Origin of the sequence: Citrobacter sp. Cpo090 (assembly GCF_030332665.1) — a bacterium.
Classification (GTDB): Bacteria; Pseudomonadota; Gammaproteobacteria; order Enterobacterales; family Enterobacteriaceae; genus Citrobacter; species Citrobacter portucalensis.
Genome location: NZ_JAOWHK010000025.1, coordinates 850,537 through 864,733 on the forward strand (window position 1 = coordinate 850,537; position 14,197 = coordinate 864,733).

The window sequence follows — 14,197 nt, forward strand, 5'->3', positions numbered from 1 at the left end:
CAACGTGACGATATTCACTGCATGTGCATATAAAGTGAATATGTTTGCGCATCAGGCGACTAAACAGAGGAAAAAACGCAGTTTTATTCAGTCGCCAAATATAATTCTGGAATTGTGATCGTATACGAAATTTTTCGGAAATTATTGCTCCATTCCGACGCGCTTCGCGCCAAAACGGTGCAGTTTTTGCTCCATCGTTAACGCCATTAGCAATCATTGTTGGAATCAGGTGACAAGAAGCAGTCAGCTTGCTGAAATTCTGCTACCATCCTTGCACTATTCATCTTGCAAAGTGGCAGCGACTATGAAATTTGTCTCTTTTAATATCAACGGCCTGCGTGCCCGCCCCCATCAACTGGCAGCCATTGTTGAAAAACACCAACCGGATGTTATTGGCTTACAGGAGACAAAAGTCCACGACGATATGTTCCCTCTCGAAGAGGTAGCAAAGCTCGGTTACAACGTCTTTTATCACGGCCAGAAAGGTCATTACGGTGTGGCGCTGTTAACGAAAGAAACGCCAATTGCGGTACGTCGTGGCTTCCCGGGCGATGATGAAGAAGCGCAGCGTCGTATCATCATGGCAGAAATTCCGTCCCCTCTGGGCAATATAACGGTGATCAACGGCTATTTCCCGCAGGGCGAAAGCCGTGACCATGAAACCAAATTCCCGGCCAAAGCCGCGTTTTATCAGAACCTGCAAAACTATCTGGAGACAGGGCTGAAGCGCGATAATCCGGTATTGATCATGGGCGATATGAATATTAGCCCAACCGACCTCGATATCGGCATCGGCGAAGAGAACCGGAAACGCTGGCTGCGTACCGGAAAATGCTCCTTCCTGCCGGAGGAGCGTGAATGGATGGAACGCCTGCTGGGCTGGGGTCTGGTGGATACCTACCGTCACGCAAATCCTGAAAAGAATGACCAGTTCTCATGGTTTGATTATCGCTCAAAAGGCTTTGACGATAACCGTGGCCTGCGTATCGATCTGCTGCTGGCGAGCAACCCGCTGGCGGAACGCTGTGAAGAAACCGGCATCGACTATGAAATTCGCAGCATGGAAAAACCGTCCGACCATGCGCCTGTATGGGCTAAATTCCGCGTCTGACCGTCTGTGTCTTTTTACTCTCCGGGCCCGGCCTGGAGAGTCAGTTTATTCTGTGCAAAATCAATAAAGCGACGGTAATACATTGTTGCGGCCGGAAATTTATTATATCTTCGCGCGCTCTTTTCGCTGACGAAAATGCTCCATTGCACTCGGTTTTACAGGAGAACCCCCATGAAAAAGAAGTTCGCATAAAGCAGAATACCGGCTGCTGATTGTCACGGTCCTGTTCTGCGTTCTGGCGGGAGTTTTCCATCATTATGGTCTGACCGACCTGATAACCAATTTCCATCATTTACAAGACGTCATCCGCCAAAGCGGTATGTTCGGCTATACGCTTTATATCCTGCTGTTTATTGTTGCTGCGCTGTGTCTGATCCCAGGCAGCATCCTGGTGATCGTCGGCGGTGTGCTGTTTGGCCCCGTGGCTGGGACGCTTATCTCGTTAGTGGCAGCAACCGTGGCCTCGGCGCTGTCGTTTTTGCTGGCCCGCTGGCTTGGACGGGATCTACTACTGAAATACGTTGGGCACACGGCGACGTTTCAGGCTATAGAAAAAGGCATTGCCCATAGCGGAGTAGACTTTCTGATCCTGACCCGGCTTGTGCCGCTGTTCCCCTATAATATTCAAAATTACGCCTATGGGCTGACGGCCATTCCGTTCTGGTCATTTACCGTAATATCGGCACTTACCACCTTACCCGGTATCTTTATCTATACGCTGATGTCGCATGAACTCGCCAGCGAAGGCATTACCCTGGCATTTATCGGTAAGCTCAGCGTGGCGGGGCTGGCGTTATTCGCCCTCGTTCAGGCAGCCAAAGCCTGGGCCCGGCATAAGCATATTGATCCGTCGGCCAGTCATGAGTGCGCGGGGAAGCGATCAAGATGAAAAAATCGCGGCTGACACGCTATTACCAGATAAGCTTGCTTGTCCTGCTGCTACTCGCGCTAGTGGCGTGGACATGGATACCTGGCGTGAGCGATTTTCTCCACGGCAGCCTGGCGGCATTTACCACGCTCGATCAGCATGCTCTTGAGAACTTCATTCGTTCTTACGGAACCCAGGCGGCGGTGGTGTCGTTCTTCCTGATGATCTTACAGGCCGTCGTTGCACCGCTTCCTGCGTTTGTGATCACGTTTGCCAATGCCTCGCTGTTTGGCGCATTTTGGGGCGGCGTACTATCCTGGAGCAGCGCAATGGCAGGCGCGGCGCTGTGCTTTTTTATTGCCCGCATTTTAGGCCGGGGGGCGGTGGAAAAGCTAACCGGAAAAATGGTGCTGAACAATATGGACGCTTTTTTCGAGCGCTATGGTAAGCACACTATTCTGGTCTGCCGCCTGTTACCTTTTGTGCCGTTCGACCCGGTAAGCTACGCGGCAGGCCTGACCTCAATTCGTTTTCGCCATTTTTTCATCGCCACTGGCATCGGACAGTTACCCGCCACTATCGTCTACTCATGGGCGGGAAGCCTGTTAACCGGTGGCACATTTTGGTTTGTGACGGGTCTGTTTGTCCTGTTTGCCCTGAGCGTGGTGATATCGGTGGCGAGAAGCCTTTATCTTGAGCGTCAACGGGAAAAAAGCTGAAACCTTCCCTCATTTTTAGCCATGGAGATATTATGCGTTACTGCTTATTGAGTCTGAGTTTGTTGCTCTGCCCGCTGGCGACGTTTGCCCAGGACGCCAGCTGGCAACAAATCAAAAATGACGCCCACGGCCAAACGGTGTGGTTCAACGCCTGGGGTGGCGATAATGCAGTTAACCAGTATCTCGACTGGGTTAGCGGCGAGATGAAAACGCATTACGCCATTAACCTGAAGATCGTGCGCCTGGCGGACGCCGCCGATGCCGTAAAACGCATCCAGACGGAATCGGCATCCGGGCGAAAAAGCGGCGGCTCTGTCGATTTACTGTGGGTTAACGGCGAAAACTTCCGTACCTTGAAAGAATCCGGGCTGCTGCAAACCCAGTGGGCGCAATCGCTGCCTAACTGGCGCTATGTTGATACACAAAAACCGGTGACCGAAGATTTCTCCGTTCCAACGGAGGGGGCTGAATCACCGTGGGGCGGTGCCCAACTCACCTTTATTGCCCGGCGCGATCTCACCGCGCAGCCGCCGCAATCTCCCCAGGCACTGCTTGAATTTGCGCAGGCGCACCCTGGCACGGTGACCTATCCGCGGCCACCAGACTTTACCGGAACGGCTTTCCTTGAACAGCTGTTAATATCGCTCACCACCAAACCACAGGCATTGAAAGTTGCGCCTTATGCAGCGACGTTCGCCGAGGTTACCGCGCCATTGTGGCAGTATCTTGATACCTTGCACCCTGTACTTTGGCGTGAAGGCAAAGATTTTCCGCCCACGCCAGCACGAATGGATGCGCTGCTCAATAGCGGCACCCTGCGTTTATCATTGACCTTTAACCCGGCCCACGCGCAGCAAAAAGTAGCCAGCGGCGAATTGCCTAAAAGCAGCTACAGTTTTGGTTTCTCACAGGGCATGCTCGGCAACGTGCACTTTGTTGCCATTCCGGCGAATGCCCACGCCAGTGCCGGAGCAAAAGTCGTGGCAAACTTCCTGCTTTCTCCTGAAGCACAACTGCGCAAAGCTGACCCGGCTGTCTGGGGAGATCCTTCGGTGCTTGATCCACAAAAATTACCTGACGAACAGCGTGATGCGCTGCTGGCGCGGATCCCACAGGGACTCCCTGCCGTGCTGCCAGAACCGCATGCAGCCTGGGTAAACGCTCTGGAACAAGAATGGCTACGCCGCTACGGTACGCATTAATTCTGCTACTCTGGGCCATCATGGCGGCAGTTTATCTGCCGTTGGTGCCAGCGGCATGGTCTCTGGTAACACCAGCGCTTAGTACCGCGCACTGGCTGGCGCTCTTTGCCGATCCCCAACTCCTGCAGGCGTTACTGGCAACGCTGGTTTCCGTAGGCCTCGCGGCTGGCGGCGCGCTGATCATCGCGCTGATGGCGATCCTCACTTTATGGCCCGGCGCAGGCTGGGCGCGACTAAGCACCCGTCTTCCGTGGCTGCTGGCGATCCCGCACGTTGCCTTCGCCACCAGCATGCTGTTGGTTTTTGCTGAAGGCGGTATGCTCTGGCAGTGGCTCCCGTTCCTCAGCCCACAGCCGGACCGCTACGGTATTGGACTTGGCGTAACGCTGGCGGTGAAAGAGAGCGCTTTTTTGTTATGGATACTCTCGGCTCTACTGAGTGAAAAACAACTTTCGCAGCAGGTTATCGTATTGGATTCGCTGGGTTACAGCCGACTGCAATGCCTGAACTGGCTGGTACTGCCCGCTATTGGCCCGGCATTAGGCAAAGCTATGCTGGCGATTGTCGCCTGGTCGCTCTCCGTTGTGGATGTGGCAATCGTTCTTGGCCCCGGCAATCCGCCAACGCTTGCCGTATTGAGCTGGCAGTGGCTCAGTCAGGGCGATGTCGAACAGCAGGCGAAAGGCGCACTCGCCAGCCTGTTGCTGGTGCTGTTGCTCCTCATTATCGCGCTGGTGGGTTATCTGCTCTGGCGCGCCTGGCGACGTACTATTCCGGCAGTAAACGGTGAACGCCTGCATTTTTCATCCGCGACAATCGCACGCCCGCTGGTACAGATTTTGCCCGTCAGCGGTGTGGTATGCGTGCTGGTACTGGCGCTTATCGCCAGCTATTCCTCGCTAAACAACGAAGCGCTCAGCAATAGTCTGCAACTGGGGCTCCTTTCCAGCGTGCTGGCGCTACTGATACTTTTTGCCTGGCTGGAATGGGGTCCACAAACCGGACACCGCTGGGTCTGGCTACCGCTCATTTTACCTGCGCTACCGCTGGTAACCGGACAATATCTGCTGGCGTTATATGCCGGACAAGATGGACTAATGACAACCATTATCTGGGGCCACCTGCTGTGGGTGATGCCCTGGATGCTGTTTGTGCTTAAACCGGCGTGGCAGCGCATTGACCCACGAATAATTTTGATTGCGCAAACGCTGGGCTGGACGCGGGGGCGGATATTCTGGCTGGTGAAATGCCCGCAGCTGGCGCGCCCGGCATTGATTGCCTTCGCGGTGGGCTTCTCGGTTAGTATCGCCCAGTATATGCCAACGCTGTGGCTAGGTGCCGGACGCTATCCCACGTTGACCACCGAAGCGGTGGCATTAAGCAGCGGCGGTAGTAGTGCGATTCTGGCAACACAAGCGTTGTGGCAGCTTCTTCTACCACTGCTCGTTTTCGTACTCACGGCTTTTCTTGCCGCGTGGATCGGCCGCTTTCGACAAGGACTCCGCTAATGCTTACCGTACGAGGCGTTTCGTTGTACCAGGGCGCGAAAGCGCTGGTGAAGGACGTTAATTTTCAGGTTAACAAAAGTGACATTGTCACTATTATGGGACCTTCCGGCAGCGGGAAATCTTCGCTATTTTCATGGATGATTGGGGCGTTGTCTCCTCAGTTTCGTGCCTCAGGCGAACTGTGGCTCAATGAACGACGCATCGACACGTTACCTACCGCGCAGCGCCAGATTGGCATTTTGTTCCAGGATGCGCTGCTGTTTGACCATTTCAGCGTTGGGCAGAATTTACTGCTGGCCTTACCCGCCAGCCTGCAAGGTCCCGCCAGACGCCATGCTGTAGAAAGCGCACTCACGCGCGCTGACCTGGCTGGATTTTACTCGCGCGATCCGGCGTCACTCTCCGGTGGGCAACGCTCGCGTGTCGCCCTGCTCCGCGCGCTACTGGCACAGCCTCAGGCACTGTTACTTGATGAACCCTTTAGCAGGCTGGATGCGTCGCTGCGCGATACCTTTCGCCAGTGGGTCTTCACCGAGGTGCGTAAGCTGGGGATCCCGGTGGTACAGGTGACCCATGACGCGCAGGACGTCCCGCCAGCAGGCCGCGTATTACAGATGGAAAACTGGGCGTGAATGTGGCGATATGCTGCGTTAACGCAAAGTTTTTACGTAACTGGCGGCACAGAATGTCATCTTCTTTTTTTCAACGTCGGGCTATTCGATGAAACGTGTTTCTCAAATGACCGCGCTGGCACTGGCTTTAGGGCTCGCTTGCGCTTCTTCCTGGGCTGCTGAAACAGCACAGACGCTCACCCTCAACCAGTTACAGCAAAAGCAAGGCGCGGCGATCGATACCCGTCAGAGCGCTTTTTACAACGGCTGGCCACAATCGCTCAATGGTCCTTCAGGACACGAACCTTCCGCACTGAACCTGTCTGCCGCCTGGCTCGACAAGATGAATGATGAACAACTCAGCGCCTGGGTTAAGTCACATCAACTTAAGACCGACGCTCCGGTGGCGCTGTATGGTAGCGATAACGACATGCAGGCCGTTAAATCCCGTCTGCAAAAAGTTGGCTTTAACCAGATTTCAACCCTCAGCGATGCGCTGACAGACCCTGCCCGTCTGCAACGTCTGCCGCACTTCGAACAGTTGGTTTACCCACAGTGGCTGCACGATCTTCAGCAGGGTAAAGACGTGACTGCCAAACCGGCGGGTGACTGGAAAGTGATTGAAGCCGCCTGGGGCGCGCCGAAGTTGTATCTGCTCAGCCACATCCCCGGCGCGGGCTACATTGATACCAATGAAGTTGAAAGCGAACCGCTGTGGAATAAAGTTTCCGACGAGCAGCTTAAAGCGATGCTGGCGAAACACGGTATCCGCCACGACACCACGGTAATTTTATACGGCCGCGATGTCTATGCTGCCGCTCGCGTGGCGCAAATCATGCTGTACGCAGGCGTGAAAGACGTTCGTCTGCTCGACGGCGGTTGGCAAACCTGGTCCGACTCAGGTTTACCGGTCGAACGCGGCACTCCGCCAACGGTGAAACCAGAGCCTGATTTCGGCGTGAAAATCCCTGCCCAGCCGCAGCTTATGCTGGATATGGAACAGGCGCGCGGCCTGCTGCATCGCCAGGATGCATCTTTGGTGAGCATTCGTTCATGGCCGGAATTTGTCGGTACCACCAGCGGTTACAGCTACATTAAGCCAAAAGGTGAGATCGCCGGCGCACGTTGGGGCCACGCGGGCAGCGACTCCACCCACATGGAAGATTTCCATAACCCGGATGGCACCATGCGCAGCGCGGATGACATCGCCGCCATGTGGAAGCAATGGAATATCCTGCCGAATCAACAGGTCTCTTTCTATTGCGGTACCGGCTGGCGCGCTTCAGAAACGTTTATGTATGCCCGTGCAATGGGCTGGAAAAACGTCTCTGTTTACGATGGTGGCTGGTACGAGTGGAGCAGCAATCCGAAAAACCCGGTCGCCAGCGGTGAACGGGGTCCGGACGCCAGCAAGTAAGACTGGCATTATTGCCGGATGTGGCGAGAACGCTTTACCCAGCCTGGATATATCATCGTTGTAGGCCGGATAAGCGAAGCGCATCCGGCAACGCATTACCTTACACCTGACGCTGAACGGTTTTCAGCGTCAGATATCCGCCCCAGATCCGGGTGAACGTTGTCATCCAGCACAGCGCGCCAAAGACCCACGCCAGCACGGCAAAATAGTCCGGGAACAGACACCCCAACACAAACAGCAAAATCGTCTCAGTTCCTTCAGTCAGCCCGCCAAGATAATAAAACGATTTATGCGCATAGCCGGGGTTATCAATCTGATGTTTTGCTGCCAGTGCGGCGAAGGCCAGAAAACTGCTACCGGTGCCAATAAACGCGAACAACAGCCAACTGCCTGCCAGCGCATTTTGCGCCGGAGCGGCAAGAATAAAACCAAACGGCACTATGGCGTAAAACAGAAAATCGAGCGAGATATCGAGAAATCCGCCAGCGTCGGTTAGCCCTCTGCGCCGCGCCAGCGCCCCATCCAGCCCGTCAAACAACCGATTGAGCACAATGGCCACCAGCGCCGCCAGATACCAGCCTAACGCCAGAAATGGCAACGCCAGCACGCCAATAGCAAAACCGACCAGCGTAAGTCCGTCCGGGGTAATCGCCGGTTTATCAATAATGCCTACGCACCGATGCAACAGCGGTTTTAATCGTGGATGAAGATGACGGTCAAGCATGCGGGCGTCCTTTAAAACTGTCGCACAGTCCCTGCGAGGGAATATCGAGAGCAGCATTAAAACGCGCCGAGAGATTTTGAAACGCGATCAGCGCGGTCATTTCCGTAATGGCATCATCGGTAAAATGCTGCTTCATCTGCGCTTTCAGCGCATCGTCAACCTGTGGAGGCGTTGCGGTCACCGCATCGGCATAGGCCAGCGCTACGCGTTCTTCAGCGCTAAACAGCGTCGAATCTTGCCAGTTGGCAACCTGCATGACTTTATCCAGCGCGCCACAGCGTTCTGCCAGCCGTAGACTATTTGCATCAACACAGAAAGCGCAGTGGCACACCTGAGAAACGCGGGTCATCAATAGCGCGCGCATCACCGGCGTTAAGCGTGCCTTTTTACGCTCCAGAAACCCGACAAACAGCGCCACCAGCCAGAACAGAAACGGCATCCGCCCCCACCAGCGCGTGGGATGTAGCACATCGCCATAATGTTTTTTCTGCGTAGCAACGAGCGGTTTTAAACTGGAAGGGATACGCGTTAACGGCTTTACCCACGACTGAGGTTCGTTCAACGGTGGCTCCTGAATACTTTAGATAAAACAAAGATAACGATAGTATGTCATTTTCTGCTGTTAGATCTTGATGAATATGATGAAAACCCTCGACGTGGTCGCCGCTATCATTGAACGTGGTGGCAAAATTTTACTGGCTCAGCGTCCGCTACATGCGGATCAGTCAGGCATGTGGGAGTTGGCCGGCGGTAAGGTTGAGCCGGGTGAAAATCAGCCCGAGGCGCTGATCCGTGAACTGCGTGAAGAGTTGGGCATTGAGGCAGTCGTGGGGCGCTACATTGCCAGTCATCAGCGCGAGGTTTCAGGCCGACTTATTCACCTACACGCCTGGCATGTGCCGTCGTATCAAGGGGAGCTGAGAGCACATGAACATCAGGATATCGTCTGGTGCTCACCCGAAGAGGCGCTGCGTTATCCGCTGGCTCCCGCCGATATCCCGCTGTTAGAGGCGTTTATCCTTTTACGCGCCGCCAGACCAGCGGATTCGTGCTGATCGTTTTATCATCGCGCTGGCACTGCAACAGAACGCCATCAGCTTTAATCACCGCCCCTTCAGAGTAGTTTTGATCCTGATAAATACAGCACTGATTACAGGGCTGCGCCCGCTGACCGCTGGAACTGAACACTTCCGGCGGAACATTCACCTGCACATCCGGGCGATAAAGCTGATTTGCCAGCGTCGCGCTGGACATCAGTACCAACGCTCCTGCCATGATTAAACGGCGCATTGTCTTTCCTTTTTAACTGACATTTATGCTCAGTATAACGGTATAAATCGGCAGAAACTTTAGTCCCTTCCATCATCGTTTTTGGTTATGACCCACGGCGCAATATTAATTTACTTAGCGGGGTTAATTTTTTCTTGCGTCACGTCACACTGCTGATGGTATAGTCAAAAACTGCACAACACATAACATAAATATCAAAAATATAACCATATCAATACATAAGAGGTTTTTATATCTATGGATCAGACATGTTCTCTGGAGTCATTCCTTAACCATGTGCAAAAGCGCGACCCGAATCAGACCGAGTTCGCGCAAGCCGTTCGTGAGGTAATGACGACGCTGTGGCCCTTCCTTGAGCAGAACCCGCGTTATCGTCAGATGTCGTTGCTTGAACGTCTGGTTGAACCGGAGCGCGTGATTCAGTTCCGCGTAGTCTGGCTGGACGATCGCAATCAGGTGCAGGTTAACCGTGCGTGGCGCGTACAGTTTAGCTCCGCCATCGGCCCGTACAAAGGCGGTATGCGTTTCCACCCTTCAGTAAACCTGTCGATCCTGAAATTCCTTGGCTTTGAGCAGACGTTTAAGAACGCCCTCACCACACTGCCAATGGGCGGTGGTAAAGGCGGGAGCGATTTCGATCCGAAAGGTAAAAGCGAAGGCGAAATCATGCGTTTCTGCCAGGCGCTGATGACCGAACTGTTCCGCCATTTAGGCCCTGATACCGACGTCCCGGCGGGCGACATCGGCGTAGGCGGTCGTGAAGTCGGCTTTATGGCCGGGATGATGAAAAAGCTGTCTAACAACAGCGCCTGTGTCTTTACCGGTAAAGGTCTCTCTTTCGGCGGCAGCCTGATCCGCCCGGAAGCCACTGGCTACGGTCTGGTGTACTTCACCGAAGCAATGCTCAAACGCCATGGTCTGGGCTTTGAAGGTATGCGCGTGGCAGTTTCTGGCTCCGGCAACGTAGCGCAATTCGCCATTGAAAAAGCCATGGAGTTTGGCGCGCGGGTAGTTACCGCCTCCGATTCCAGCGGTACCGTGGTCGACGAAAGCGGATTTACTAAAGAAAAACTGGCGCGTCTGTGCGCGATCAAAGACAGCCGTGACGGTCGCGTGGCGGATTACGCCCGTGAGTTTGGCCTGACCTATCTGGAAGGCAAGCAGCCGTGGTCGGTTCCGGTCGATATCGCCCTGCCGTGCGCCACTCAGAACGAACTGGATGTCGATGCAGCACGCGTACTGATCGCCAACGGCGTGAAAGCTGTCGCCGAAGGGGCAAACATGCCGACCACTATCGAAGCCACCGATCTGTTCCTCGAAGCGGGCGTACTATTCGCACCGGGTAAAGCCGCCAACGCCGGTGGCGTAGCGACATCCGGTCTGGAAATGGCGCAAAACGCCGCTCGTCTGGGCTGGAAAGCGGAGAAAGTGGATGCACGCCTGCACCACATCATGCTGGATATTCACCATGCCTGCGTTGAATACGGCGGCGAAAGCAAGCAGACCAACTACGTACGTGGCGCCAACATCGCAGGCTTCGTCAAGGTTGCCGACGCGATGTTGGGTCAGGGCGTGATTTAATATCATCTCTGCAGGCCAGTAGGCCGGATAAGGCACGAGTGCCGCATCCGGCTAAGCCTGATGCGCTATGCTTACCAGGCCAACAAACTTACAGGCCCGCCTCTTCAGATGGCGGGCTTTTTTTCGCCGGACGTTTACGCGGCGCACTCTTTTTCTTATCGCTACCACTACCGCCAGGTGCAGCAATTCCACGAAAGCGTCTTACCGGTGTGCTGCGCGCCTGATCGATAAGCTGATACAGCGTCCCCACCAGCGGTTGCATGAAATCCTGATAGCGACACTGCTTTTCGCTGATTTGGGTCAGGATAGATTCCCAGTGCGCTGTCATGTCCGGGCGCGTCGCCATTTCTGGCAACGAGTGGAACAGCGCTTTTCCCGCATCGGTCGAATGGATATAACGTCCTTTTTTCACCAGGAACCCACGCTTAAACAGCAGCTCGATAATTCCGGCACGTGTCGCTTCCGTACCTAAACCATCCGTTGCGCGCAGGATCTTCTTCAGATCTTTATCCTGCACGAATCGCGCAATCCCGGTCATCGCTGACAGCAGCGTGGCATCGGTAAAGTGCCGCGGGGGCTGGGTCTGACGTTCAACCACTTCGCCTTTTTCGCACAGCAGTTCGTCATCTTTTGCCACCACCGGCAGCGGCGTTCCGTCGTTATCTTCGTCGCGCTCTTTGTTACCGAGCAGCGTGCGCCATCCGGCTTCCGCCAGAAAACGCGCTTTGGCGACAAACTTACCTTTGGCGATATCCAGCTCAATGACGCACTTCCTGAATACCGCATCTGCGCAAAATTGCATCAGATACTGACGGGCAATCAGGTTGTAAATTTTCGCTTCGTTGTCGTTCAGGTTAATGGACGAACTGCGCGCGGTAGGAATGATGGCGTGGTGCGCATCCACTTTTTTATCGTCCCAACAGCGATTTCGCGTATCGGGATTGACCGCCGGTTGCGGGAGCAGATCCGGCGCATGGACGCTAATCGCGTTCAGTACCGCGTGACGTCCGGCAAAATGCTCTTCCGGCAGATAACGGCTATCCGAACGCGGATAGGTAATCAACTTATGGGTTTCATACAGCTTCTGGCAGATATCCAGAACGTTTTGCGCACTTAAACCGAAGCGCTTCGCCGCTTCAATCTGCAACGCCGACAGCGAGAACGGCAACGGCGCGGATTCTGATTCCCGTTTATCGTTATAGCTGGTGACTATCGCCGGTTGACCGTTAATACGATTCACCACGTGTTCAGCCAGCGTGCGATTCAGCAAGCGCCCTTCTTCATCCTGATACGGCTCACACGCTTCGCTCGGCTGCCAGATAGCGGTAAACCGCTCATCGGCGGGCGTTACGATATGCGCTTTCACTTCGAAGAAGTCTTTGGCAACGAAATTCTCAATCTCTTCATCGCGACGCACAACCAGCCCGAGCACCGGCGTTTGTACGCGCCCGACCGAAAGTACGCCCTGATAGCCTGCGTTACGTCCAAGAATGGTGTAAGCGCGCGTCATATTGATACCGTACAGCCAGTCCGCACGCGCTCGCGCCAGTGCCGACACGCACAGCGGAATGAACTCACTGTTGGCACGCAGCCGCTCAATAGCCCGCTCAACGGCCTGCGGATTGAGGTCGTTAATCAGGCAACGCTGCACCTGCTGGCGCTTTTCAGGCGCCAGTTGCAGGTAATCCAGCACTTCATCCACCAGCAGTTGTCCTTCACGATCGGGGTCACCGGCGTGAATAACTTCGCTGGCCTCATGCAAAAAGCGCTTAATGACGTTGAGCTGTTTGGTTACCGAGGGGCGCGGTTGCAGTTGCCACTTTTCAGGGACAATCGGCAGATCGACCAGACTCCAGCGAGCATAACGACTGTCGTAGGCATCCGGCTGCGCCTGTTCAAGCAGGTGACCAATACACCAGGTCACCACTTGTCCATTTCCGCATTCGATAAAACCATCGCCTTTGCGATGCGGCTTCGGCAGCACATCGGCGATAGCACGCGCCAGACTTGGTTTTTCGGCAATAAACAACCGCATCGAGTTAACGAATCTCAACCATGGCGCGACCGCCACGAGCTTCCACTAACTCACCAATGGCGGTGAGATCGATACCGAACTGCGCCGCTGCCGCTTTCACTTCGGCTTCAGCTTCCGGCGTTACCGCCAGCAACAGGCCACCGGACGTTTGCGGATCGCACAGCAGATCGCGTACCGATTGCGGCATTTCACCCATCAGGTGTCCGTAGCTGGCAAAGTTACGTTGGGTACCCCCCGGCACTGCGCCCTGCGCGATGTATTCTTCAACGCCAGGCAGCTTAGGAATATCCTGGTAGACGATTTGCGCCTGAACGCCTGCGCCCTGACACATCTCACTCAGATGCCCTAACAGACCAAAACCGGTCACGTCGGTCATGGCTTTTACACCGTCGATATCGGCAAATGCCGCACCGGCAATGTTCATCCGGCACATCACTTCCGTCGCCAGTCCTTTGTGTTCTTCCTTCAGCAGTGATTTTTTCTCTGCGGTAGTCAGGACGCCAATCCCCAGCGGCTTGGTCAGGAACAACTTACATCCGGCCTCGGCGGTGCTGTTTTTCTTCACGCGTTCGGTCGGCACAACGCCGGTTACCGCAAGTCCAAAGATAGGCTCTGGGGCATCAATAGAGTGACCGCCCGCCAGCGCAATACCCGCCTGACGGCAGGCAAAGCGTCCGCCTTCGGTTACTTCGCGGGCGATTTCCGGCGCCAGCTTATCAAGCGGCCAGCCCAGAATAGCAATTGCCATAATCGGTTTGCCGCCCATAGCGAAAATATCGCTGATGGCGTTAGTCGCCGCGATGCGGCCAAAATCAAACGGATTATCGACAATCGGCATAAAGAAATCGGTGGTGCTGATAACGCTGGTGCCGTTTCCCAGATCGTATACGGCCGCGTCGTCGCGGGTTTCATTACCCACCAGTAAGTTCGGATCAACAAACTTCGCCTGCTCGCTGTGCAGGATGGTTTCCAGCACTTTTGGGGAAATTTTACAACCGCAACCGGCTCCGTGGCTGTATTGCGTTAAACGAATAGCTTGCTCGCTCATGGACATCTCCTGTCATTGCAATCCGGATATGGTAGCGCTCATTCCATGATGTGGTAAGAGTGACTGTCTGAATTCGGGTGTCT

At 54.7% G+C, this 14,197-nt stretch carries 14 protein-coding genes; 9 read left to right on the forward strand and 5 right to left on the reverse strand.

The window, feature by feature from the left end:
• The first annotated feature begins 304 nt into the window (after nucleotides 1–304).
• The 7 genes from xthA (at nucleotide 305) to OGY83_RS06830 (ending at nucleotide 7,436) form a co-directional block, all read left to right on the forward strand.
• Nucleotides 305–1,111 (forward strand): exodeoxyribonuclease III, encoded by an 807-nt coding sequence (xthA, locus tag OGY83_RS06800; RefSeq protein ID WP_286635550.1) that lies wholly within the window; start codon nucleotides 305–307, stop codon nucleotides 1,109–1,111.
• Between the two features lie 223 nt (nucleotides 1,112–1,334).
• Complete coding sequence (locus OGY83_RS06805) at nucleotides 1,335–2,000, forward strand: TVP38/TMEM64 family protein (protein WP_191228807.1); 666 nt, start codon at nucleotides 1,335–1,337, stop codon at nucleotides 1,998–2,000.
• Complete coding sequence (locus OGY83_RS06810; protein ID WP_286635551.1) at nucleotides 1,997–2,698, forward strand: TVP38/TMEM64 family protein; 702 nt, start codon at nucleotides 1,997–1,999, stop codon at nucleotides 2,696–2,698. Before OGY83_RS06805 ends, OGY83_RS06810 begins: the two co-directional genes overlap by 4 nt.
• 32 nt (nucleotides 2,699–2,730) lie before the next feature.
• A complete protein-coding gene (locus OGY83_RS06815) occupies nucleotides 2,731–3,900 on the forward strand; it encodes an ABC transporter substrate-binding protein (RefSeq protein ID WP_286635552.1) in 1,170 nt (389 codons plus the stop codon).
• On the forward strand, nucleotides 3,873–5,408 hold the full coding sequence (locus OGY83_RS06820; protein ID WP_286635553.1) for an ABC transporter permease family protein: 1,536 nt from the start codon (nucleotides 3,873–3,875) through the stop codon (nucleotides 5,406–5,408). Before OGY83_RS06815 ends, OGY83_RS06820 begins: the two co-directional genes overlap by 28 nt.
• On the forward strand, nucleotides 5,408–6,040 hold the full coding sequence (locus OGY83_RS06825) for an ATP-binding cassette domain-containing protein (RefSeq protein WP_286635554.1): 633 nt from the start codon (nucleotides 5,408–5,410) through the stop codon (nucleotides 6,038–6,040). The genes OGY83_RS06820 and OGY83_RS06825 overlap by 1 nt, the downstream gene beginning before the upstream one ends.
• Nucleotides 6,041–6,128: 88 nt before the next feature.
• Entirely contained in the window at nucleotides 6,129–7,436 is a 1,308-nt protein-coding gene (locus tag OGY83_RS06830; RefSeq protein WP_128611873.1) for a sulfurtransferase, read from the forward strand.
• A gap of 100 nt (nucleotides 7,437–7,536) precedes the next feature.
• Here the strand turns inward: OGY83_RS06830 and OGY83_RS06835 are convergent, their stop codons facing one another.
• Nucleotides 7,537–8,160: a CDP-alcohol phosphatidyltransferase family protein gene (locus OGY83_RS06835; RefSeq protein WP_286635555.1), complete on the reverse strand. Its 624-nt coding sequence runs from the start codon at nucleotides 8,158–8,160 to the stop codon at nucleotides 7,537–7,539.
• On the reverse strand, nucleotides 8,153–8,722 hold the full coding sequence (locus OGY83_RS06840) for a carboxymuconolactone decarboxylase family protein (RefSeq protein WP_286635556.1): 570 nt from the start codon (nucleotides 8,720–8,722) through the stop codon (nucleotides 8,153–8,155). Before OGY83_RS06840 ends, OGY83_RS06835 begins: the two co-directional genes overlap by 8 nt.
• A 79-nt stretch (nucleotides 8,723–8,801) precedes the next feature.
• Between OGY83_RS06840 and OGY83_RS06845 the strand changes: the two genes are divergently transcribed.
• Nucleotides 8,802–9,215, forward strand: coding sequence for a pyrimidine (deoxy)nucleoside triphosphate diphosphatase (locus OGY83_RS06845; protein ID WP_191228808.1), 414 nt, complete (start codon nucleotides 8,802–8,804; stop codon nucleotides 9,213–9,215).
• Here the strand turns inward: OGY83_RS06845 and OGY83_RS06850 are convergent.
• Nucleotides 9,175–9,450, reverse strand: coding sequence for a YnjH family protein (locus tag OGY83_RS06850; RefSeq protein WP_123267009.1), 276 nt, complete (start codon nucleotides 9,448–9,450; stop codon nucleotides 9,175–9,177). The two genes, OGY83_RS06845 and OGY83_RS06850, sit on opposite strands and share 41 nt — an antisense overlap.
• Before the next feature lie 237 nt (nucleotides 9,451–9,687).
• Between OGY83_RS06850 and gdhA the strand changes: the two genes are divergently transcribed.
• Entirely contained in the window at nucleotides 9,688–11,031 is a 1,344-nt protein-coding gene (gene gdhA / locus OGY83_RS06855) for an NADP-specific glutamate dehydrogenase (RefSeq protein ID WP_003832501.1), read from the forward strand.
• Nucleotides 11,032–11,119: 88 nt separating this feature from the next.
• On the opposite strand, the gene topB is transcribed toward gdhA, so the two are convergent.
• A complete protein-coding gene (topB, locus tag OGY83_RS06860) occupies nucleotides 11,120–13,066 on the reverse strand; it encodes a DNA topoisomerase III (protein ID WP_128316714.1) in 1,947 nt (648 codons plus the stop codon).
• Between the two features lie 4 nt (nucleotides 13,067–13,070).
• A complete protein-coding gene (gene selD / locus OGY83_RS06865) occupies nucleotides 13,071–14,114 on the reverse strand; it encodes a selenide, water dikinase SelD (protein WP_003832497.1) in 1,044 nt (347 codons plus the stop codon).
• Nucleotides 14,115–14,197 lie beyond the last annotated feature (83 nt).

Coding starts and splice junctions, on each gene's coding strand:
- xthA (WP_286635550.1), top strand. CDS start 305: ATGAAATTTGTCTCTTTTAATATCAACGGCCTGCGTGCCCGCCCCCAT.
- OGY83_RS06810 (WP_286635551.1), top strand. CDS start 1,997: ATGAAAAAATCGCGGCTGACACGCTATTACCAGATAAGCTTGCTTGTC.
- OGY83_RS06815 (WP_286635552.1), top strand. CDS start 2,731: ATGCGTTACTGCTTATTGAGTCTGAGTTTGTTGCTCTGCCCGCTGGCG.
- OGY83_RS06820 (WP_286635553.1), top strand. CDS start 3,873: ATGGCTACGCCGCTACGGTACGCATTAATTCTGCTACTCTGGGCCATC.
- OGY83_RS06825 (WP_286635554.1), top strand. CDS start 5,408: ATGCTTACCGTACGAGGCGTTTCGTTGTACCAGGGCGCGAAAGCGCTG.
- OGY83_RS06830 (WP_128611873.1), top strand. CDS start 6,129: ATGAAACGTGTTTCTCAAATGACCGCGCTGGCACTGGCTTTAGGGCTC.
- OGY83_RS06835 (WP_286635555.1), bottom strand. CDS start 8,160: ATGCTTGACCGTCATCTTCATCCACGATTAAAACCGCTGTTGCATCGG.
- OGY83_RS06845 (WP_191228808.1), top strand. CDS start 8,802: ATGAAAACCCTCGACGTGGTCGCCGCTATCATTGAACGTGGTGGCAAA.
- OGY83_RS06850 (WP_123267009.1), bottom strand. CDS start 9,450: ATGCGCCGTTTAATCATGGCAGGAGCGTTGGTACTGATGTCCAGCGCG.
- gdhA (WP_003832501.1), top strand. CDS start 9,688: ATGGATCAGACATGTTCTCTGGAGTCATTCCTTAACCATGTGCAAAAG.
- topB (WP_128316714.1), bottom strand. CDS start 13,066: ATGCGGTTGTTTATTGCCGAAAAACCAAGTCTGGCGCGTGCTATCGCC.
- selD (WP_003832497.1), bottom strand. CDS start 14,114: ATGAGCGAGCAAGCTATTCGTTTAACGCAATACAGCCACGGAGCCGGT.